Raw genomic sequence first — 21,032 nt, forward strand, 5'->3', positions numbered from 1 at the left:
TCGAACAGCGGACCAGCCACCTCATCACCCCATCGAGTACGACAGGAACGGACAGGAACCCCATGGCCAGCTACAACGGCATCAACCTCGACTACCACAAGATCGAGGAGGTCGTGAGCCTGCTGCACGACGCCCACGAGAACCTGCTGCCGGTGCTCAGCAACCTGCGCAACCGGGTCAACACCCTCGTCGACGACGGCATGGTCTTCCAGCAGTCCAGCGAGGTCATCCGCACGACCTACAACAACTTCGACACCAGCCTGCTGGCCGCCGTGAAGGGCATCAACGACTTCTCCGAGATGTTCAACGGCATCAAGGAGAACGCCATCCAGTTCGACCAGGGCATCAGCAGCAGCCTGCAGAACAACTCGTAACGCCCGTACGCGCGAAGGGGCCCTCCCGGACTTCCCGGGAGGGCCCCTTCGCGTGCCGTGCGGCGGGGGTCAGGCCCGCAGCGGGGTGAGCGGAACCTGGAGGGCGAGCAGGGCCCCGCTCGGTCCGGCCGTCCACGCCCGGCCCGGGTGCGTCGTCGCCCGGACCACGCTCGGCATCAGGCGTACGCCGACCAGGTCGCCCTCGGTGAGGTTCTTCGGCGCGAGCAGCAGACCGCGCCGCGCCCGGCGGGCCGCGAGCGTCCAGCCGCTCATCCCGCTCTGGAAGCCCTCCGCCGAAGCCGCGTAGACCAGCCCCAGGCCCTGGTCGCGGCCCGAGACGGCGATCTCCTTGAGGAGCTTGTCCGCCGCCGAACTGGTGAGCAGATCGGCGTCGTCGATCACCACCACCCTCGGCCCCGGCAGCGCGTCCAGCGCCGCCCGCACGGTGTCCGCCGACGGGTCGTTCTCGGTGAGCACGGTGGCCGTGGCGTGCCGCTCCAGGGCGCGCAGCGGCGACTCGCGCGGGGTGAGGACGACCAGCGAGGTACCGCCGGCCAACAGGGACACCGCGATCGAGGCGAGGGCGTTGCTGCGGCCCGACCCGGCCGGGCCGAACACCCCGAACGCCGAGGCGGAACCCGCCAGGTCCGTGCCCACCGGGCCGCCCTCGTCGCCGCCGACGCCGAGCAGCCCCCACATCGGCCGCCGGTCGGTCTGCGCGACCTTCTCGTAGGCCTCGGCGAACTCCACCGAGCGCGGCAGCACCGCGACCTGGAACGGCCGCCGGGCGTCCGGCACCTGTGCGTCCCGCTTGCGGGCGGACTCGCCGATCGCCCGCAGCGCCTCGGCCTGTTCGGTGCCGCCGCCGGCCGCCAGCTGCGCCACCTGGGTCTCGGTGCCGCTGAGGACGTGCCAGCCACGGCCCGGCGGGATGTCGGCCGGGATCTTGTTCGGCATCATGCCGACCGCCTGGTAGTCACTGCGGTCGCCCTGCCGCAGCAGCAGCTTGTGGTCGTTGTGCGCGGCCATCCGCCCGCCCAGCAGGGAGCGCTCGGAGGTCGCGATGACATGGATGCCGGCGGCGGCACCCTCCCGGATGAGCCGGGTCACCTCCTGCACCAGCTGGCCGTGGTCGTGCTCGTCGATGATGACCGAGAGCGAGTCCCAGCCGTCGATGAACAGCAGGATGTGCGCGAGCCGTTCGGCCTTCGGCAGCAGCTTGCGCAGCTCGGCGATGCCGGTCGCGCTGTGCGTCTGCGCCAGGTCCTGCCGCTCGGTCAGCTCCCGGTTCAGCCGGTGCAGCATCCGGCCCAGCCGCTCCAGGTCGTGCCGGGAGACCACGCCACCGCAGTGCGGCAGCGCCCCCAGCGCGGTGAGTCCGCCGCCGCCCGCGTCGATGCCGTAGATGTGCACATCGGCGGTGCTCGCCGCCCGGGCCGCAGACCCGGCGATGGTCCGCAGCACCTGGGTACGGCCCGAGCGCGGCGCGCCGATGACGTACAGGTGCCCGAACGTGGCCAGGTCGGCCACGGCCACCCGGCGCTGCTGGAGCTGCGGCACGTCCTCCAGGGCGTACGGGACGACCAGCCGGCCCTCGCGGGTGGCGCCGAGCTCGTCCAGGTCGTCCAGGGTCAGTTCGCGCTGGAGCGGGGGCAGCCAGGGGCTGGGCTCCGGGGTGAAGTCGTCGAGCAGGTCGGCCGCGGTGCGGATCTCCTCGACGAGCGCCTGGAGGTCGGTCGGGGCCGGCCCCTGCGCGGACGCGACCGTCACCGTCCGCGTCTCGGCGGGCAGTTCGGCGGGACGGCCGAGCGCGTCCCAGCCCACGTCCACCGAACGCACCGGCTTGCGGGGACCGGCCTCCGGCTCGGCCGCGGCGGCCGGGGTCTCCCGGGGCCGCTCCGCGCCCACCCAGGCGGTCTGGAACGGGTCCGCCCGCTTCGGCCCGCGCCGCACCAGGGCCCGCCCGGGGGTGCCGGACGAGATGTCGACGGCGTCCTTGACGTCGATGATGTCCTGGCTCTCGGTCATGTCGGTGACCCGCAGCGCGATCCGCAGGTTGGTGTTGGCGCGGATGTCACCGGTGACCACACCGGCCGGGCGCTGCGTGGCCAGGATCAGGTGGATGCCGAGCGAACGGCCGCGCTGCGCGATGCTGATCAACCCGGGCACGAAGTCGGGGACTTCACGGACCAGGGTGGCGAACTCGTCGATGACCAGCAGCAGCCGGGGCAGCGGGGCCAGCGAGGGATCGGCGGCCCGCTTGGCCCGGTACTCGGGGTGGTCCTTGGCGTCGGCGGCGGCCAGCACCTGTTCCCGGCGCCGGAGTTCGGCGCCGAGCGACTCCAGGGCCCGCTCCACGAGGTGGGCGTCGAGGTCGGTGACCATGCCGAGGGTGTGCGGCAGGCTGGCGCACTCCTTGAACGCGCTGCCGCCCTTGTAGTCGACCAGCACGAAGGTGAGTTCGTCGGGCCGGTTGGCGGCGGCCAGCGAGGCCACGAACGTCTGCAGCAGCTCCGACTTGCCGGACCCTGTCGTACCGGCGACCAGGCCGTGCGGTCCGTCCTGCACCAGGTCCAGGGAGAGCGGCCCGTCGAAGCCGGTGCCGATGAGGAAGGACGTGGAGGCGGGATCGGTCTGCCAGCGGTCCAGCAGGGCCTGCGCGTTGGGCGGCTCCTGGTCCAGCAGGTCCAGGAGCCGCACCCGCTGGGGCAGTCCGGCGTCGTGCTCGGGGCTGACGTCCCGGATCGGGGCCAGCCCGCGGGCCAGTTGCTCGCACCACTCGGGGGAGACCCGGTCCGCGCGCACCGCGGGCAGGTCCGGCGCACCGGGCCGCCGTACGGTCAGCCGCCCGTCGGCGGCGAGCACGACACCCGTGCTCTCCTCGGGCAGCAGCCGCTCCTGCTCGTCCAGACAGACGCTGAAGATCCGCACCCGCGGGCCGTCGGTCAGCACCTGCACCATGCCGGGCACGTCCCGCAGCCGCCGCGCCCCGTCCGCGATCACCAGCACGTCGGGCTCGGTGAAGACCACGTCACGCTCGTTGCCGGCCTGCCGGCGGCGCGACTGCACCTGGGAGACCAGTTCGCTGATCCGGGCGGAGGTGGACTCCGGGTCGTTGCCGATCAGGACCACGGGACCACCGGCCGTACCGGGCTTCAGATGCGGCAGCCAGCGCGTCCACGCCCAGTCCGCGACCCGGTCCGGCTCGGTCAGGACGACGATCCTCAGGTCGCGCGGGCTGTGCAGGACACCGGCCTGCGCCACCAGCCAGCGGGCCAGCGGCTGCACCTCGGCGGCCGGACCCGCGACGCCCACCACACCGTGGGCGGTGATGTCGACGCCGATCGGCGTGTCGGGGATGTTCCAGCGGATCGAGCGGTGGTTCTCGTCCCGCGCCGGATCCTCCAGCTCCCGCACCGACGGCTGGTCCACCGTGCCCAGGCGCAGCACCAGATGGTCCGGGTCGCGGCGGCGCCGCTCCCAGAGCCGGCCACCGGGCCCCGTCGCGATCAGGGCGACCGCCGCCGGGTCCGGGCCGGTCTTGTCCCGCACCCGCCGCTCGCCCACCACCGCGTCCCGGACCTGCTCCTCCAGGACCTCACGGCGCCGCTCGTAGGCCGCCTCCGACTCCAGGAACTGCTTGCGGGCCGCACGGCGGCCGGTCGCCCAGTTCGACAGCATCATCATCGGGCTGAGGAACAGGAACACCAGGAAGTAGTACGACTTGAAGATGCTGACCATGAACAGACCGAGGACGATCGGGGAGATCATCATCACGGTCGGGAACGGCCGCTTCTGCGGCGGCGACGGCGGCTGCGGCAGCCGGACCCGCTCGGCGTCCAGGTGCGGGGCGATCCGCGGCGGCCGGTTGTAGTCCACCCCGTAGCCGTCGGCGGACGGCGTGACGGCCGCGTCCGCCTCGACCGGGCCGCTCATCCGCAGCAGCACCGGACCCACCGTCAGATCCTCACCGGCCGGCCACGGCACCGGGCCGGGGCCCGCCGGGCGTTCGCGCGGCGGCTGCGGGCGGGGGCGGCGCAGCTGGGTGATGGCGTCGTCGGGCGGCGGCGAGGCGAGCCGGGCCCGCACGGCGGCCTCGGGGTCGCTGTCGATGCGCTGCCAGGCCGCGGTGCCGTCCGCGCCGACCGTCACCCACAGCCCGCTCTCCGGCACCCCGTCGGCGACGTCGAGCCGCAGGGCGCACAGCGGGTCGGTGCCGATCTCGTGGCTGCCGGGGCCGAGCCGCCAGGTGCGCCCGGCGCCGGGCCCGGAGACGAGGTGCACCTCGGCGAGCACGCCGTCCCGGTCGCCGTCGTCCTGGACCCGGACCAGGTCGGCCGGGCGGGCCGGGCCGCCGAGCCCGACCAGCCCGCCGTCCCGGATCCCGCTGCCGGACACCGGCGTCTCGGGATCGAGCCGGTGGTCACCGGCGTAGAGGTTCCGGGCCCGCGGCGCGCCGGCCGCCGCCCAGTCCGCGCCGCCGGTGGCGGCGGCCTCGTCCTGGGTCAGGGCGGCGGCGAGATCGCCGACGGTGGCGTTCGAGGGCAGCCGGACCTGGTGGTCGCGGCGCTGTCCGTCCGTGGCGTCCACGGTGGTGATGGTGAGGTTCACGGCTCCCAGCCGGGCATTTGTTCGTACGGGATCGGGGGACGGGTACGGCGGTCAAGGCGTCACGGTGCCTGCGGCGAGGTCGCGGAGACGCCGGCCGCCTCGGAGGTGCTCGGTTCCGCGAAGTCGTCGTCGCTCTCGACGGCAGCGGCCGGAGCGGGCACCGGTGCGGCGGCCGGCTCCGGCGCGGGGACCGGCCGGGTGGCCGAGACCCCGGTCGGCCCGGCGACGGGGGCCGCGCCGGCGTCGAGGTCCGGCTCGTCCGGGAGCAGGTCGGGGTCGGCCGCGGACAGGGCGTCCGCCGGATCCACGGGTTCGTCGTGCGGGAGGTCCGGGCACGGCGGCAGCGCGGCCAGCGTCCGGGCCACGGCCCGCGACAGCGGCAGCACGTCGACCCGGGCGGCGGCGGGCGCGCCGTGCACCGTGAGCACCGCGTCCGGGGCGATCTCCAGCAGCCGGGTCCGGCCCCGGGCCACGCCCAGGCTCAGCAGCCGGACACCGGACGGCAACGGCCGCTCCAAGGGGTCGGCGCACACCGCGACCTCGATGCCGGGCTGCCCGACCGCCGCCGCGGCAGGCATCCCCGGATGCCGCGGGTGCACCCCGTCGGCGATGGCGACCCGGCCCTCCGGCAGCCGGGCGTCCAGCTGCGCGGCCAGCGCCTGGAGCACGGCGCGGGCCGAACGGGCGGCGCGCGACGGGCCGTACACGGACAGCGCGGGCGGACCGGAACGCACGTCGAGCAGCACGGCGTGGCCCATGTCGTGCCCCACGCACACCAGCAGCGGTACGGCGGTCTCCACGCCGTCGGCCGTCAGATCGGCACGGTCGATCCACCACAGCCGCGGGTCGCTCTCGTCCGCCGCCCAGGGCTCCGGCGGCTCGCGCAGCGCGTCGCCGTCCGCCGCGACCAGCACGGCCATCCACTCCGGGCCGGCCAGCACGCCGTAGGGCCGGACCCCGGGCCGGACGGCCGCGGCCAGCGCCGTGGCCCGCTCGGCGTCGGCCCACACGGCCGGGTCGCGCAGCAGCCGCACCAGCAGCCGCAGACCGCGCCGGTAACGCAGCTCCGTGCGGACCGGACCCGTGAACGCCTTCACGGTCAGGGCGATCTCACGCCCGAGCCGGCGCCACAGGGCCTTCCAGCCGCCGCCGCGCCGGACCAGCCAGTGCGTGACGGCGAGGACCAGCACCAGGACGCCGACGAGGCCGAGCAGGGTGGTGATGGTGTCGGAGGTCATCAGGTCGTCTCTCCCCGGAGATGCTCGGTCCCGGCCGGGCGGCAGCCGTGTGAGTCGAGGGTGGCGCGCAGCGCGCGGATCCCGTGATGGGTGCGGGACTTGACCGTGCCCGGGGGCAGCCCGAGCTGGCGGGCCACGTCGTCGCCGGGCTGGCCCAGCAGATGGACGCGGGCGACGGCCTCCCGGTGTGCGGGAGCGAGGGTGCGCAGGGCGGAGACCAGCACCCGGCGGTCACCGACCTGTTCCGCGTGGTCGGGCACCGGCGCGGGGGCGGCGCCGCCGAAGTCCGCCGCCGTGATCCCCACCGGGATGGTCCGGTCCCGGCGCCGGCCGTCGACCACGAGGTTGCGGGCCACCCGGAACAGCCACATCCGGATGGGCCGGTCCCGCCAGTCCAGCCGGCCGGCCGACTGCCAGGCCCGCAACAGGGTTTCCTGGACGACGTCCTCCGCGCCGTGGGGGTCGCGCCCCATCATGCCGGTCACGAAGCGGCGCAGGCTGTCGCGCTCCGCGAGAAGGAGGCCGAGCGTCCGGTCCGCGCCGTCGGCGCGGTCATGGTCGATGAGGCTCACGGCCTCCGCCTTCCGGTGTCGGTGGTGCTGTTGTGCTGTCGTGCCGGGTTGCTCTGTGTCACTGTGAAACGTGTCAGGCACGAACGCTAGCGCGAATAACGCCAGTTCCCGAAGCCGCACCCGCCCCGGACTTCAACAGATTCGTCACAGGCAACTCCGCATAGGTGGACGGAAGGTGACGTTCGGCGGGATCTTCGTGGGCGGGCGGGCGGATCGGTGCCGTGCCTTGGTTACTGTTCCTGTGCCCCTGCATGTTCCGGGTGTTCCGAGACCTTCACGAGACCTTCAGGAGACGACGTGCCGCCCCTTCGCAAACCCCGGCCCTCGGCGGAACGGCCCGGTACCCCGGCGGGACGTTTCAGCGACACCTTCGCCCGTCGGCCCGCCATGCCCCGCCGCGGGCTCGTGCCGGGAATGCGGGTGTGGGCGACCGTCGGCGCGGCGGCCGGGCTCACCGTCGTCGTGGCCCTGGCCGTGCCGCTGCTGAGCCGGGTGGACCTCTTCCCCGACCCGGACACCACACCGGCCGCGGTGGTGGCGGCGGGGGAGCCGACGACGCTGTCCAGCACGACCGAATCCGTGTCCCCGTCGCCGTCCTCGTCCCCGTCGCCCTCGCACACCTCCTCCCACAAGCCCGAGAAGACCACCTCCGGCGGTTCCGGGTCGGCCGGCGGCACGGGCACCGGCTCGACCGGGCAGCAGTCGGGAGGCGGCACCGTCGGCTCCGGTTCGAACTCGGGCTCGGGCTCCACGTCCTCCGGTTCGAAGTCCAGCGGCACCAAGTCCTCGTCGTCCTCGGGTAAGTCCTCGTCCGGCAGCACCTCGTCCGGAAGCACCGGTACGAAGACCCCCACCGTCCCCGGCGTGAAGCTCATCGGCACCGGATCCGGCCGGTGCATCGACGTCACCAACGCGGGCGGGGACGGCACCCGGCTGGAGATCCTGGACTGCTCGGGCGCCGCCAAGCAGAAGTGGGTCTTCCAGTCGGACGGCACCATCCGCTCGCTCGGGCTGTGCATGGACCTGGCCTGGGGCAACACCGCGAACGGCACCGCGATCCAGGTCGCCAAGTGCAGCGGCAACCGCGCCCAGCTGTTCTACCTCAGCGCGCAGGGCGACCTGGTCAGCGCCCTGGCCGACAAGTGCGTGGACGTCACCGACAACGCCACGGCCAACGGCACCAAGCTCCAGCTGTGGACCTGCTCCGGCACCGCCAACCAGAAGTGGCGCAAGGGCTGACCACGGCCGGTCATCTGGTCCAGTAGCGGAGGTTGCGGAAACGGGCCTCCGCACGGCCGGAACCGTGGTTGTAGACGCCGTTCTTGAAGTAGCGGGTGGCCGGGCCCCGGTCGTCGACGGTCAGGACGAGGGAGTCGTCCAGGTAGACCTTGACGGTCCCGGTCCCGGTGCTCGCCTCGTGCGCGATCTTGACGTTGAACCAGGTGTCGTACGCGTCCGTCCTGAGCACCGTGCCGTCGTAGCGCCGCACGGTGCCGCCGCCGGTGTCGTAGACGTCGAGCATGATGTCCGTCGCCGGGGTGCCCGAGGGATGGACGCTCCGCAGGATCTGCACGAAGGTCGCGCCGTCGGTGCCGGACGGCAGATAGACGTCGGCGTCCCACATGTGGTCGCCCGTGCTGTAGTCGACCTTCCAGCGCATCTCCGTGCGCGGGTCGGTGTCGCTGCCCTCCTCGAACGGCTCGTCGGTGGCGTACACCCACATCCGCTCGACGCCCCCGCTGGAGCTGTGCCGGTCGCTCAGATCGAGGTTCCAGGGCTTCTGCCAGCTGTAGGTGAACGAGGTCTGCGTCCATCCGTCGGTCGGGGCGGCGGCCGCGACGGCGACGCCGTCGGTCAAGCCGGTCAGGGGAAGGGCGAACAGCGCTCCTGTGCCGGCCCGTAAGAGGGATCTCCGGTTCATCGACTGTCCTTTCCGGTGGGGGAGTCGAGAGATGGCGCGATCGCAGGCAACTCCAATACATCGGAGGAGTCAAGGACTTGGGTCAGGGTTATCGATGTGAACATGGAGCTCAAGCCAGTTCATTGACCTAAGTCGACGTGATCGTAGCCGTGTTGGGGTTGTTGACAGGTGCAAGCTGGGTCCCTAGGTTCCCCGATACACCCGATGTATCGATGATCCGTCAGGTATGGAGGACGATGATGACCTCGCACCCGGAGCAACGTTCGCCGGTGCCCCGCAGAGCCGTACTCGGCACCGCCCTCGGCGGAGCGGCGGCCGTGACCCTGCCCGGAACCGCCCACGCGGCGTCGACGGAACCGGCTGCCACGGGGGCCCGACGCCCTTGGAAACTCCGCAACACCATGACCACCGACGGCGCCTGGGACCGGTTCCTGCGCGGCCAGGACCTGCTGTGGACCAGGCTGCCGACCCTCTGGTACGAGGGGCCGTTCCTCGGTGACGGGCTGCTCGGCAGCATGATCTACCAGGAGCCGGGCGCCAACCAGATCCGCTTCACCGTCCAGCACGGCCGGGTCCAGGACCACCGGCCCGAGTTCGGCAGCGGCTGGGGCACCGCCCGCCTGCCCGTCGGACACCTCACCCTCGAACCGGCCGGCACCATCACCGCCGTCGACTGGCGCCTCAGCCTGTGGAACGCCGAACTCACCGGCACCGTCACCACCACCGCCGGCACCCTCGCCCTCGCCGCCATCGTCCACGACGAGGTCCTCGCCGTCCGCGCCACGGCCGGCGGCGGCGAGCACGTCACCTGGACCTTCCACCCCGAGGAGGCCATCAGCCCCCGCAAGATCCAGGAGGCACCGCCCGCCGGCTACACCGCCAACCCGCCCTGGACCACCCGCACCACGGCCGACGGCACCGAACAGGTCCTCCAACCTCTCACCGGCGGCGGCCAGACGGCCACCTCCTACCGCCGTACCGGCGACGAACTCCTGCTGAGCGTCGGGCACAGCTTCCCCTCGGACAGTGCCGCCGAGGCGGACTCCCGGCGGAACCTGCGGAGTGCCATGTCATACAGCACACTCAGGCGACGTCACACCCGCTGGTGGCACGCCTTCTACCGCAAGAGCTTCGTGTCGTTCCCCGACCAGCGGCTGCAGAGCTTCCACTGGATCCAGCTCTACAAGGTCGCCTCCGCCAGCCGCGCCGACGGCCCGGTCATGGCCACCCCCGGCCCCTGGCTGGAACCCACCCCCTGGCCCGCCGTCTGGTGGAACCTCAACGTCCAGCTCGAATACTGGCTGATCCACGCCTTCAACCACCCGGAACTGGACTCCCTCGCCACCACCCTGCGCCAGAGCCAGGAACAGCTCACCGCCAACGTGCCCGCCGCCTACCGCACGGACAGCTCCGGCATCGGCCGTAGCTCCGACATGTTCGCCAACCGGGAGGTGGGACAACCGGGAACCGGCGCCGAGACCGGTGACCTCACCTGGGCCCTGCACAACGTCTGGCTGTCCTACCGCCACTCCATGGACAAGTCCCTCCTCCGCGACACGATCTACCCGGTGCTCCGCCGCACGATCAACTACTACTGGCACTTCCTCACCCCGGGCAGCGACGGCAGGCTGCACCTGCCGAGCACGCTCTCGCCCGAGTACCCGGTCGTCCCGCCGCAGGACACCAACTACGACCTCGCCCTGATCCGCTGGGGCTGCCAGACCCTCCTCGACTCCGCCGGACTGCTCGGCATCGACGACGAGTTGAAGCCCCGCTGGCAGGAGATACTGGCCCGGCTCACCCCGTACCCGGTCGACGACAACGGCTTCATGATCGGCGCCGGCACGCCGTACGCCCAGTCCCACCGCCACTACTCGCACCTGCTGATGGTGTACCCGCTGTACCTCGTCAACTGGGACCAGCCCGAGAACCGCGACCTGATCACCAAGTCCGTCGTCCGCTGGCACGCGCTGACCGGGGCCCACCGCGGCTACAGCTACACCGGGGCCGCCTCGATGTACGCGATGACCGGCGACGGCGACACCGCCATCGGCTACCTGCGGAAGTTCTTCGACCCCACGACCCGCTACCCCTGCCGGGCCAACACCCACTACACCGAGGCCGGTCCGGTCATCGAGACCCCGCTGTCCGCCTCGCAGTCCCTGCACGACATGTTCTGCCAGAGCTGGGGCGGGATCATCCGCGTCTTCCCCGCCGTCCCGACCGCCTGGGCGGACCTCACCCTGCACGACTTCCGCACCCAGGGCGCCTTCCTGGTCAGCGCGGTGCGCAAGGCGGGCAGCACCCGGTTCATCCGCATCCGCAGCCTGGCCGGTGAGCCCCTCAAGCTGCGGCACGGCATGGCCGGCCCCCTCACCGTCCTGCTCGACGACGGCACCCCGGCCCGCACCCACGACCTCGGCGACGGCACCCTCGCCATCGACCTGCCCCGCGGCCGCGAGGTCCTCGTGCACGCCGGCTCCCGCCCCGACCTCGTCATCGCCCCCGTCGCCGTCAGCGAACCGGGCGCGGCGTGGGGACTGCCGTAACGACCGACCGGAAGGCAGGGTTCTCATGACCGTTCCCCTCACCAGAACCATGGCCGCCGCGCTCTGTACCGGGCTGGCGGCCACCCTCCTCGCGACCGCGACCGGGCCCGCAGGGGCCGAGCAGCGGCAGCCGCACACCTGGACCGTGACCGAGGCGGCGCACGCGCCCCGCGCCCGGATAGCCCTCGACGACACCACCGGCACCCTCAGCCTCGCGGTCTCCCGCGACGGCCGTACGGTCATCGAGCCGTCGCCCGTCGGCATCGTCACCCAACAGGCCGACCTCTCCCAGGGGTTGCGCTTCCTGCACCGCAAGGACCGTACGGTCGAGGAGCGTTACCGGGCCAAGTCCGGCAAGCGCCTGGACCGCCGGGTGCGCATGAACGAGACCCGGCTGTCCTTCGCCACCGCCGCCGGCGCCCGCCTCGACCTCGTCGTCCGCGCCTCCGCCGACGGCATCGCCTACCGCTATGTCCTGCCCGCCGGGTACGGCGACGTCCTCGGCGAGACCTCCGCGTTCGACCTGCCGTCCGAAGCGGGCGCCTGGCTCAGCACCTACCGGGTCGACAACGAGGGCCAGTTCAACCAGTACACCGCCGCGACCGCCCCGACCGGCGAGTACTCGGACCAGGCCCTGTTCGCCACCGACGGCGGCTACACCCTGCTCGCCGAGTCCGACCTCAGCGGCACCTACTCCGGGGCCCGGCTCGCCCACACCCAGGGCACCGGCACGTACCGCATCAAGCTCGCCGACAGCCAGGTCCACACCGACGGGTCCCTGACCACCCCCTGGCGGGCCATGATCACCGGAGACCTCGCCACCGTCACCCGATCCACCTTCACCGACGACCTCGCCCCCGCCTCCAAGGTCGCCGACACCTCCTGGATCCGCCCCGGCACCGTGCTGTGGACCTGGCTGGCCGGCGGCCGCACCGCGGGGCAGAGCCTCGACGCGCAGAAGGCGTACGTCGACTACGCGGCCGCACACCACTGGCCGTACGAGGCCGTCGACTCCGGCTGGTACTTCAAGAAGGACGAGTGGGACGTCACCGACCCCGACTGGCAGACCGACAGCTGGATGCCGCAACTCGTCGACTACGCGCGGGCCAAGGGCGTCGGGATCATCGTCTGGATCCACCAGCGCGACCTCGACACCCCCGAGGAACGCGCCCAGTGGCTGCCCACCCTGGAACGCTGGGGCGTCAAGGGAGTCAAGATCGACTTCATGAACTCCGAGGCCCAGTCCATGTTCCAGTGGTATGACACCGTCCTCGCGGAGACCGCCGCCCACCACCTCATGGTCGACTTCCACGGCGCCACCCTGCCCAAGGGCATCCAGCGCACCTGGCCCCAGGTGATGAGCATGGAGGCCGTCGGCGGCGAGGAGAAACGCACCAACACCGCCGCCCACCTCACCACCCTGCCCTTCACCCGCAACGTCATCGGCTCCATGGACTTCACCCCCGGCGGCTTCCAGCGCGTCGGGCTGCGCCCGAACTCGGACGCCGCCGAGGCCGGGCTCACCGTCGCCTACGAGTCGGGGCTCCAGATGTTCGCGGGCACCCCGGAGTCGTACGACCAACGGCCCCTCGCCCGGGACTTCATGGACCAGGAGCCCGCCGCCTGGGACGACACCCGCCTCCTCGCCGGCCGCCCCGGACAGGAAGCCGTCCTCGCCCGCCGCAGCGGGGACCGCTGGTTCCTCGGCGGGGTGTACGCCGGTGCCGCCCACACCGCCACCGTGCCCCTGACCATCGGCCGGGGACGCTGGCTGGTGCAGACGATCCGGGACGGCGCCGACGGCCTCGTCCAGGACAGTCAAGTCCTGCACGGAGGTGATGAGTTGAGCATCGACGTCGTCGCCGACGGCGGCTTCGCCGGGATCGCCTGCCCCTGGCACCCGGGCGTCACCACCTGCTACCGCTGAGCGCGCACCGCCGCCCGGCGGGCACCGAGCAACAGCTTGAGGGTGCCCGCCGTGGACGGTGAGGCCGAACCCCGCAGCACCCCCGTACCGCGGGCCAGTACGGCCTCGGCGGTCATCAGCTCGATCTCGATGAGCGCGCTCACCATCGGCCGGTGCGCGGCCGGCATCAGGCCCAGCACCTCCCGCCCCGACCGCAGATCGGCCCGGGCCGCCTCGACCTCGTGCTCCACGAGGGAGCGCAGCCCGGCGGAGGCCCGGCGCGCTTCGAGGTCCTCCGCCGTGACCGAGAAACGCTTCAGGGTCTCCGCCGGGATGCCCAGATGTCCGTCCCGCAGGTCCTCGGCGAGGTCGTTGACGAAGTCCAGCCGCTGGCTGCCGTCGATGAGCGTGCGGCAACCCGCCCGGAACCGCCCGTCGGTGTCGCTCTCGGGCCCCAGAAGTCCGGCGATCGGCAGGAAGGCGGGCAGCGAGTAGGCGTCCACATAGGCCTGGTAGTCGGCCTCCGTCGCGAAGCCGTCGAACTCCAACTCGACTGCGGCGGTGGCCAGATACGACTCCACGACCTCCCGGTGCCGTGGGTACGCGGTGACGGTGTGCAACAGGGTGCGGATCAGCGGATCGTCACTGGTCCCGGTCTCCAGCGCGGTGCGCACCCGCCGCTCCCAGACGTCCCAGGCCGCCGCCCGCTCCGGCTTCGGGCCGGAGTCCAGGAGTCTGTCCCCGTGGTGCATCACGGCCGTCGCGGCCACCACATGGGGCAGCACGGCGGGCGGCAGCAGCACCCGGCAGGCCAGGTAGGCGCTGCGCCGGTACTGCCGCACCAGCCGACGCTGGACGCTGTAGTCCCGGCGCAGTTCCGGGTCCGTGATGCCTGCCGCCGTCAGGGTCTTGTTCCACGCGCTCACGCAATGATCGTAGAGGTACGCCGTTCTCCGCCCCCACGTCATGCGGTCGTCGCGGTGAGGAACTGGGTCTGGATGCGGACCGGCCGGTCGGCCACGGGCAGCTCGAAGTGGTCGACGGCCGTCGGCTCGGAGGCGCCTTCGACCTGCCAGCCGTGCTGCTTGAGCAGGGTCAGCCAGGCTTCGCGGTCCTTGATGGTGTGCAGGGGGCCGGCGCCACCGAACATCACGTCGTCCACCGTCGAGACGACGAGCGCGGAATCGAGGCCGGCGGGGTGCACCTCGGCGGTGAGGGCCAGGGAGCTGCCCTTCGCCGCGCGGCCGGAGACACCGGTCAGGAGCCTTTCCGCGGCGCCGGGTCGAAGGAACAGGACGAGGTGTTCGCCGATGAAGAGGGTCGGCTGCCGGGCGTCGTGCCCGACGCCTGCCAGCACGTCGGCGACGTCGTCGGTGGCGAAGTCCACCGCGGCCAGGGTGACGTGGGTGCTGTCCGTGTCCAGGGCCCGGAGGCGGCGGGCCTTGTCGGCGATGACGTCCGGCAGGTCCAGGTCGAAGAACCGCACGCCGGCGTGCCTGAACCGCAGCGCGCGGTCGTCGTAGCCGGCGCCGAGGTTGACGACCTGGCGGGTTCCGGCCGCGACGGCGTCCAGCACGAGCTGGTCGAAGTACGGGGCGCGGGGCGCCAACAGGCCCAAGGACAGGGAGATGTCACTGGGCTCGCCGCCCGGATCGGCGGCCCGAAGTCCCTGGACGAGCGCACGTCCGGCGGCGGTGTCGCCCTCGGCGGTGTGCGGGCGGTCGAACGCGACGCGGCCGAGGGCGCACACCTCGCGGATCAGGGTCAGGGTCTGTTCCGCTCGGGTCGTCATGAATGGTGCTCCGTTCCTTGTCGCGCGCTCGTCCGGGCAGGTTCGGGCGCGCGTCGGCCCCTGCCGGCACGGTGGGTGACGGGATGTGGTTCCGGCGGCTTCGACGTGCGGGTCAGGGTCTGCCGAGGTGCGGCAGACCGGCGGTGACCTTGTCGAGCAGTGCCTGGAGGGTGGCCCGCTCCGCCGGAGTGAGGGGCGCGAGGATCGACTCGTCCACGGCCGTCATCGCCTCCTCGTGTCCGGAGACGAGCGCGATCCCGGCGTCGGTGGCGAAGACACGCTTGCTGCGTTCGTCGCCGCCTTCGAAGCGACGCTCGACGAGGTGCCGCGCTTCCAGGCCGCGCAGGACTCCGGAGACGTTCGCGGCCGTCGTCCGTGTCGCCTGCGCGATGTCGCGCTGGATGGCTCCGGGGTGGTCGGCAAGGTAGCTGAGCACGAACGCCTGCTGCACGCTGAGTCCCCGGGAACGGATCCACTCCTGCCCTGCCTGCGCCTGAGCCCAGTTGATCGCCTTGAGCTGCTCAAGCGGACCGGTGGAGACGTTTCCGGGACTGTCCATGCTTCGAAGTTGACTGTTAAGGACCTAACAGTCAAGGTGTCAACTGGTGGCTCTCGCACAGGCACTCAGCTTGTTCTTCGACCTCAAGATGCTCGGTGCGCCCGGTCCGGGTGGAAGACGCGGCGACGGCACGTGGCGCGGGCCCGGTTGTCCGGCCGTTTCTGGACTCCGCTGGAGGGAGTCCCGTAGGTTCCGAGGTGATCTCGCCCGATGGGAGGCGGACGCGATGGAACAGGCCTGGGATCGAGAACTCGCGCACTCGGCGGCACGGATGCGGCGGCGGCTGATGGCCCATCCGACCGAAGGGCGCTGGCAGGAACTGCGGTACTGGGATCCGTTGCCCAGCGCCCGTAAGCTCACCGACTCGATGGGCGACGGGCGCTGGGAGGACCGCAGCCGGCTCAACGTGCCCGGTCCGTTCTACGCGGGCGTGACCGACGACGGCCTGAACGGCCCGTACTACCTCCCCGACCAGGTGCTCTCCAGCGACGAGCACTACGAGTTCGTGTACCGCCAGCCCGCCAATCCCCGCGAGGTGGCGGGACTGGTGGAAATCGCCGCCGACGAACCGCAGGGTGGCTACGCCTGGGACGGCGACCAACGGTGGACTCCCGAAGCGGTGAGACAGTGGTGGGCCGGGCGCGAGTCGGTCCGCGCCTGGATAGCCGAGGAACTCGACGGCCGCCAGAACGAGAAGGAAGCCCTCCACCAGTACGCCGCCTACTTGGACGACGGCCTGGAGGACTACCTGCGCGGCTACCTGTTCTGGCTGATCGAGAACCGCGAGCCCCGCACCGACGAGGAACTCCCCACGCTGAACCTGTGACGGACCACTGATTCTGGTGTTCTCCGGACAGCCGAGCGGCCTTGGGGTGATCAACGTGCCCTTGATGATGGGCAGTTCGCCGGTGCGGTCGATCCATGCGGAGCGGACCTGCACCGGCAGTCCTTCCAGCAGATGAGCCATGCGCGGAGCGTCGTAGCCGGCGTCGAAGACGCCGTGTTCACGTCCCTGGGATCCCCGGACGAGTGATCACGTTCGGGGCATCGTTCGAGGTCAGGCCATGAGGAACAAGCTCAGGAAAGGGAGTTCAGGAAGTCGAGCAGCGCCGTGTTCACCTCGTCCGGCCGCTCCTGCTGGGTCCAGTGGCCGCAGCCCGCCAGCCTGAGCGGCTCGCGCACCAGGTTCGGCATCAACTCGGGTAGACGCTCGATGAGTTCGGGTGTGCCGGGGAACGCCGGGACCAGGTCGCGGTCGCCGTAGACGTACAGCGCGGGCGGGGTGACGACGGCGCCCTGCCAGGGGGCGGTCAGTTCCCAGTTGCGATCGAGGTTGCGGTACCAGTTGAGGGCGCCGGTGAAACCGTGGGAGAAACTCTCGGTGAGCGCGTCGAGGTCCACCTCGGTGAACCACCGCGGCAGGGTCTCCGGGTCCGGCATGTCCGCGAGCCAGCCGCGCTCGGGGTCGACCAGCGGCTGCCGGATCTCGCCGGTGCCGGCGCCCTCCCCGGACGCCATGGTGAAGAACTTCCGCAGCGTGGTGCGCGGGTCGCGGGCGAACTCGGCGTCGGCGACACCCGGGCGGTTGAAGTAGTTCCAGTAGAAGCGGCCGCCGAACCTACGGTCCATCGTCTCCAGCGGCGGCTGCGCCCCGCGGAACGGCGGCGGCACGCTCAGCCCGGCCACCCCGCGTACCAGGTCGGGGCGGAACAGCGCGGTGTGCCAGGCGACCGGCGCGCCCCAGTCGTGCCCGACGACGAACGCCCGCTCCTCGCCCAACTCCCGGATCAGCCCGACGACATCGCCGACCAGGTGGAAGATGTCGTACGCCTCGACGTCCGCGGGGTGATCACTGCTTCCGTACCCGCGCTGGTCGGGAGCGACCACGTGGAAGCCGGCCGCGGCCAGCGGGCCGAACTGGTGCTGCCAGGAGTGCCAGGACTCGGGGAAGCCGTGCAGCAGCACGACCAGTGGGCCGGAACCCTCCTCGGCGATGTGCAGCCGGATCCCGTTCACGTCGACCATTCGATGCTGAACCATGTGCACGAGCGTACGCGCAATGATCTTCGACTACCCGCCCTGCCCGGCTCCGGCCGCGGGGGCGGCGTCCGGAGCCGGCGGCGGCTCGGGGGGCCGGTGGCCCTTCCCCGCCGCGACCGCGGCGTCGAAGGCGTGCGTGGCCTCGGGCGTGGTGCCGGGCAGCAGGAAGGACCGGGCCTGCTCCTCGAAGCGCTGGTCGGTCACGGTCTGCCGGGTGTGGTGCTGGGCGAGGTGCTCCGCCCACGACCCGACCAGGTAGTTCTCGATGAACCGGCCGGGTTCGGTGCCGTCCTCGTACAGGCCCCAGGTGAGCGCCCCGGTCCGGCGCCGCGAGCGGGCGACGTTCTCCATGGCCCGGGCGAAGGCCACCCGGTCGTCGGGGGAGACGTGGTAGACGATCGAGACGAGGACCGGGCCGTCGGCCGGGCCGGGCTCGTAGACCAGGGGCGGGGTCGGCCAGTGGTCGGACGGGGTCGGGTCGATCCGCGCGGCGTCGTACAGCGGCCACAGCGGGACGGTGCCGGCGGTGAGCACGAGCAGCCCCGCCGCCACGAGCAGGGCGGTGCCGAGCCCCGCGCCCTGGGCCAGTGCGCCCCACAGCGGGGCGGCGAGGGCCTGGCCGCCCTGGAAGACCAGCAGGTACACCGCGAGCCCGCGGGCACGCACCCAGCCGGGCAGCCGGGTCTGGGTCGCGGCGTTGAGCGTGGACAGGACCGCGATCCAGGCCACCCCGGCGGGCAGCAGCGCGACCGTGACCACCCAGGTGACGTGGACCGTGGCCAGGACGGCCAGGACCACACCGAAGGCGACGGCCCCGGCGGCCAGGACGCCGTTCGCGCCGAGCAGCTTCTGCAGCCGGGGCAGCAGGAACGCACCGCCCACGGCACCGAACCCGACGGCGGCCAGCAGCAGACCGTATCCGCCGGAGCCGAGGCCGAGCGAGTCGCCCGCGATGAGCGGCAGTAGGGACCAGACGGCGGCGGCGCCCGGGATGAACAGCGCGGTGCGCAGCAGCACCCTCCGGACGCCGGGCGCGTTCCACACGTAACGGCGGGCCGCGTACAGGGCGGTGAAGAACCCCTCGCCCTCGGTGGCCGGGACGGCCGCGCCCGCGGGACGCTTCCACAGCAGCAGCACGGCCACGATGCCCAGGTAGGACACCGCGTTGAAGGCGAACGTCCACCCCGCGCCCGCCGCCGCGACCAGCACACCGCCGACGGCCGGTCCGATGGCGCGGGCCAGGTTCATGTTGACCGCGCCCAGCGCGGATCCACAGGGCCCGGAACACCGGCAGCGCCAGCGGCGCCCAGGCCGAACCGGGGGTCGGGGAGCCACCGCCACCGCCGCCGTCGTCGCCCTTCGTGGTGACTGCCATGTCGCCGCCGCTCCGCGAGAGGTGGATGCCGGGCCGGGCGCCCCCGGTCCCCGCCTTCCCAGCTTTCCTACGCGGCTTTCTTACGCGCCGAAACCGCGCCCCCGCAAGCAGAGAGGCCCTCCCAGCTCGCCCTTTGCCCGAACGGGCAGCCCCGGGGGCCCGGCCGGGGCGCCGCGCGCGCCGAGACGGATCTGCCAGGCGGATTGATTGACGGGAATGCATCGGCAGGAGAGATTGATGCCATGGAGCTGCGGCATCTGAAGTACTTCCTGGCGGTCGCGGACACCCGTAACTTCACCCGGGCCGCCGCCCGCTGCTATGTCGCGCAGTCCGCGCTGAGCCAGCAGATCGCCCGGCTGGAGAAGGACGTCGGCGCCCCGCTGTTCCACCGCACGAGCCGGTCGGTACGGCTGACCGCCGCCGGTGAGCTGCTGGAACCGCTGGCCCGGCGCATCCTGGCGGACGTCGACAACGCCCAGGCCGCCCTCGACGCGCTGGCCGGGCTGCGCCGGGGCCGGCTGCGGCTCGGCCTGGTGCAGACGATGGCCGTCTCCCTCGACATGGTCGAGGTGACGGCCGAGTACCGCGCCCGCCACCCCGGCATCGACCTGCGGGTGTCCAACGCGCCCAGCTCCCGGATGGCCGCCGCGGTCCTCGCCGGCACCCTCGATGTCGCGGTGGTCAGCATGGCCGCCCGGGAGGTGCCGGAGGACCTGGACCACCGGGTGCTCGGCAGCGCCCCGCTGGTCGCCGTCGTACCCCGCGAGCACGCCCTCGCCGACCGGGACGCCATTGACCTCGCCGAGCTGCCGGACAGCCACCCGCTGATCCAGTTCTCGCGCGGCAGCGGCCTGCGCCTGCAGGTCGAGGCGGCCTTCGCCCGCGCCGGGGTCGAGGCGGGCCAGGACTTCGAGGTCGGCCAGATCCACGACATGATCCGGCTCGCCGTACGCGGGGTGGGCGTCACCGTCGTCCCGCGCTCCTCCGTCGTCGGCCCCGGCTCCCTGCTGGGCCTCGACGCCGCCGGCGAACTGCCCCGCGGCGCCCGGGTGCTGCGCCTCGTGGACGACGAAGCCGTGCACCACATCTGCGTGGTCTACGACGGCACCCGTCTGGCACCGGCCGGCGCGGCCTTCCTCGACGTGCTCGACCGGCACATGGCCGGTCGATCGATATGAGCGATCGCTGCGTCCGGATCCATATGTTGGACAGCATGACCGCGGCGGCCGGACGCTGGACGTGACGCACCGCACCAGGCGCGCCCCGGTTCCCGACCCGAATGGACCACCATGTCGATCATGGACGCGGTCCGGCCCGTAGTGCGCGACGCACGGGCCACCGTGCTGCCCGACCCGGCCGACCGCCACGGCCCCCTGCCTCCGGTGATGCTCGCCCTCACCGTGGTCACCGGCCTCGTGGACTCCTTCAGCTACCTGGCGCTCGGCCATGTCTTCGTCGCCAACATGACGGGCAACGTCGTCTTCTCCGGCTTCGCGATCGCGGGCGCCGCCGGTTTCTCCCTGGCCGCCTCGCTGGCCGCGCTGGCCGCCTTCGGGGCGGGCGCCCTGCTGGGCGGCCGCATCGCCCACTGGTGCCGGGCCCACCGCGGCCGCGTCCTGCACGTGGCGCTCGTCCTGGAAACGGTCCTGGTCCTGGCGGCCTACGTCGTCGCCCGCTACCACGCCCCGCTGGGTGCGGCCGGGACCCGGTACCCGCTGATCGCACTGCTCGGCCTCGCCCTGGGCATCCAGAACGCGACGGCCCGCGCCCTCGCCGTACCGGACCTGACCACGACCGTCCTGACCATGACCATCACCGGCATCGCCTCCGACAGCAGGGCCGCCGGTGGTCCTGGCGGCAGGACGGGCCGCCGCGCCCTGTCCATCCTGGCGATGTTCGCGGGAGCCCTCGTCGGCGCCTGCGCAGTCCGCTTCGGCGACCCGTCCCTGCCGCTGCTGCTCGCCACCCTGCTCCTCGCCGGCTGCACACTGACCGCGTTCACCCTGACCCGCTCGGACGCGAGCTGGACCGACCCGCTGTGACCCCGGTCCGCCGGGGCCCCTTCGGCGAGAACGCGACACGCAGCGGGCGCGGT

The 21,032-nt window shown here is 72.5% G+C and carries 16 protein-coding genes; 7 read left to right on the forward strand and 9 right to left on the reverse strand.

The window, feature by feature from the left end:
- The first annotated feature begins 62 nt into the window (after positions 1 to 62).
- A complete protein-coding gene (locus tag ABT137_RS04520; RefSeq protein WP_046730425.1) occupies positions 63 to 374 on the forward strand; it encodes a hypothetical protein in 312 nt (103 codons plus the stop codon).
- Positions 375 to 443: 69 nt separating this feature from the next.
- Here ABT137_RS04520 and ABT137_RS04525 read toward each other — a convergent pair whose 3' ends face one another.
- From ABT137_RS04525 to ABT137_RS04535, 3 genes are read right to left on the reverse strand one after another with little or no spacing between them, the layout of a single operon-like run.
- The gene (locus tag ABT137_RS04525; protein ID WP_351702255.1) at positions 444 to 4,985 is read right to left on the reverse strand and encodes an FtsK/SpoIIIE domain-containing protein; all 4,542 of its coding nucleotides are present in this window, start codon (positions 4,983 to 4,985) and stop codon (positions 444 to 446) included.
- A 59-nt stretch (positions 4,986 to 5,044) separates the two neighbouring features.
- Positions 5,045 to 6,223, reverse strand: a complete 1,179-nt coding sequence (locus ABT137_RS04530) for a hypothetical protein (protein ID WP_351702258.1) — start codon at positions 6,221 to 6,223, stop codon at positions 5,045 to 5,047.
- Positions 6,223 to 6,795, reverse strand: a complete 573-nt coding sequence (locus ABT137_RS04535) for a sigma-70 family RNA polymerase sigma factor (protein ID WP_351702261.1) — start codon at positions 6,793 to 6,795, stop codon at positions 6,223 to 6,225. Before ABT137_RS04535 ends, ABT137_RS04530 begins: the two co-directional genes overlap by 1 nt.
- 297 nt (positions 6,796 to 7,092) lie before the next feature.
- On the opposite strand from ABT137_RS04535, the gene ABT137_RS04540 reads away from it, so the two are divergent.
- Positions 7,093 to 8,034, forward strand: a complete 942-nt coding sequence (locus ABT137_RS04540; protein ID WP_351702264.1) for a ricin-type beta-trefoil lectin domain protein — start codon at positions 7,093 to 7,095, stop codon at positions 8,032 to 8,034.
- A 10-nt stretch (positions 8,035 to 8,044) separates the two neighbouring features.
- On the opposite strand, the gene ABT137_RS04545 is transcribed toward ABT137_RS04540, so the two are convergent.
- Positions 8,045 to 8,716 carry a polysaccharide lyase family 7 protein gene (locus ABT137_RS04545; RefSeq protein WP_351702267.1) on the reverse strand — a complete coding sequence of 224 codons (672 nt, stop codon included), beginning with the start codon at positions 8,714 to 8,716 and terminating at the stop codon, positions 8,045 to 8,047.
- A 239-nt stretch (positions 8,717 to 8,955) separates the two neighbouring features.
- Between ABT137_RS04545 and ABT137_RS04550 the strand changes: the two genes are divergently transcribed.
- On the forward strand, positions 8,956 to 11,265 hold the full coding sequence (locus tag ABT137_RS04550; RefSeq protein ID WP_351702270.1) for a glycosyl hydrolase family 95 catalytic domain-containing protein: 2,310 nt from the start codon (positions 8,956 to 8,958) through the stop codon (positions 11,263 to 11,265).
- Between the two features lie 25 nt (positions 11,266 to 11,290).
- Positions 11,291 to 13,192 carry a glycoside hydrolase family 97 protein gene (locus ABT137_RS04555; RefSeq protein ID WP_351702273.1) on the forward strand — a complete coding sequence of 634 codons (1,902 nt, stop codon included), beginning with the start codon at positions 11,291 to 11,293 and terminating at the stop codon, positions 13,190 to 13,192.
- Here the strand turns inward: ABT137_RS04555 and ABT137_RS04560 are convergent.
- From ABT137_RS04560 to ABT137_RS04570, 3 genes are all read right to left on the reverse strand, one after another.
- On the reverse strand, positions 13,183 to 14,097 hold the full coding sequence (locus tag ABT137_RS04560; protein ID WP_351702276.1) for a squalene/phytoene synthase family protein: 915 nt from the start codon (positions 14,095 to 14,097) through the stop codon (positions 13,183 to 13,185). The genes ABT137_RS04555 and ABT137_RS04560 overlap by 10 nt on opposite strands.
- A 38-nt stretch (positions 14,098 to 14,135) precedes the next feature.
- Positions 14,136 to 14,963, reverse strand: a complete 828-nt coding sequence (locus ABT137_RS04565; protein ID WP_351702279.1) for a class I SAM-dependent methyltransferase — start codon at positions 14,961 to 14,963, stop codon at positions 14,136 to 14,138.
- 112 nt (positions 14,964 to 15,075) lie between these two features.
- A complete protein-coding gene (locus ABT137_RS04570) occupies positions 15,076 to 15,522 on the reverse strand; it encodes a MarR family winged helix-turn-helix transcriptional regulator (RefSeq protein WP_351702282.1) in 447 nt (148 codons plus the stop codon).
- A 226-nt stretch (positions 15,523 to 15,748) separates the two neighbouring features.
- Between ABT137_RS04570 and ABT137_RS04575 the strand changes: the two genes are divergently transcribed.
- Positions 15,749 to 16,348 carry a ferredoxin gene (locus ABT137_RS04575; RefSeq protein ID WP_351702285.1) on the forward strand — a complete coding sequence of 200 codons (600 nt, stop codon included), beginning with the start codon at positions 15,749 to 15,751 and terminating at the stop codon, positions 16,346 to 16,348.
- Positions 16,349 to 16,599: 251 nt separating this feature from the next.
- Here ABT137_RS04575 and ABT137_RS04580 read toward each other — a convergent pair whose 3' ends face one another.
- Together ABT137_RS04580 and ABT137_RS04585 are read right to left on the reverse strand one after the other, a co-directional pair.
- Positions 16,600 to 17,562 (reverse strand): alpha/beta fold hydrolase, encoded by a 963-nt coding sequence (locus tag ABT137_RS04580; RefSeq protein ID WP_351702288.1) that lies wholly within the window; start codon positions 17,560 to 17,562, stop codon positions 16,600 to 16,602.
- A 30-nt stretch (positions 17,563 to 17,592) separates the two neighbouring features.
- Positions 17,593 to 18,903 (reverse strand): MFS transporter, encoded by a 1,311-nt coding sequence (locus tag ABT137_RS04585; protein ID WP_351702291.1) that lies wholly within the window; start codon positions 18,901 to 18,903, stop codon positions 17,593 to 17,595.
- A gap of 276 nt (positions 18,904 to 19,179) precedes the next feature.
- On the opposite strand from ABT137_RS04585, the gene ABT137_RS04590 reads away from it, so the two are divergent.
- Together ABT137_RS04590 and ABT137_RS04595 are read left to right on the forward strand one after the other, a co-directional pair.
- Positions 19,180 to 20,115 carry a LysR family transcriptional regulator gene (locus ABT137_RS04590; RefSeq protein ID WP_351702294.1) on the forward strand — a complete coding sequence of 312 codons (936 nt, stop codon included), beginning with the start codon at positions 19,180 to 19,182 and terminating at the stop codon, positions 20,113 to 20,115.
- Between the two features lie 120 nt (positions 20,116 to 20,235).
- Positions 20,236 to 20,979, forward strand: coding sequence for a YoaK family protein (locus ABT137_RS04595; RefSeq protein WP_351702297.1), 744 nt, complete (start codon positions 20,236 to 20,238; stop codon positions 20,977 to 20,979).
- Positions 20,980 to 21,032 lie beyond the last annotated feature (53 nt).

This window comes from Streptomyces sp. NPDC001980 (assembly GCF_040296885.1).
Classification (GTDB): domain Bacteria; phylum Actinomycetota; class Actinomycetes; order Streptomycetales; family Streptomycetaceae; genus Streptomyces.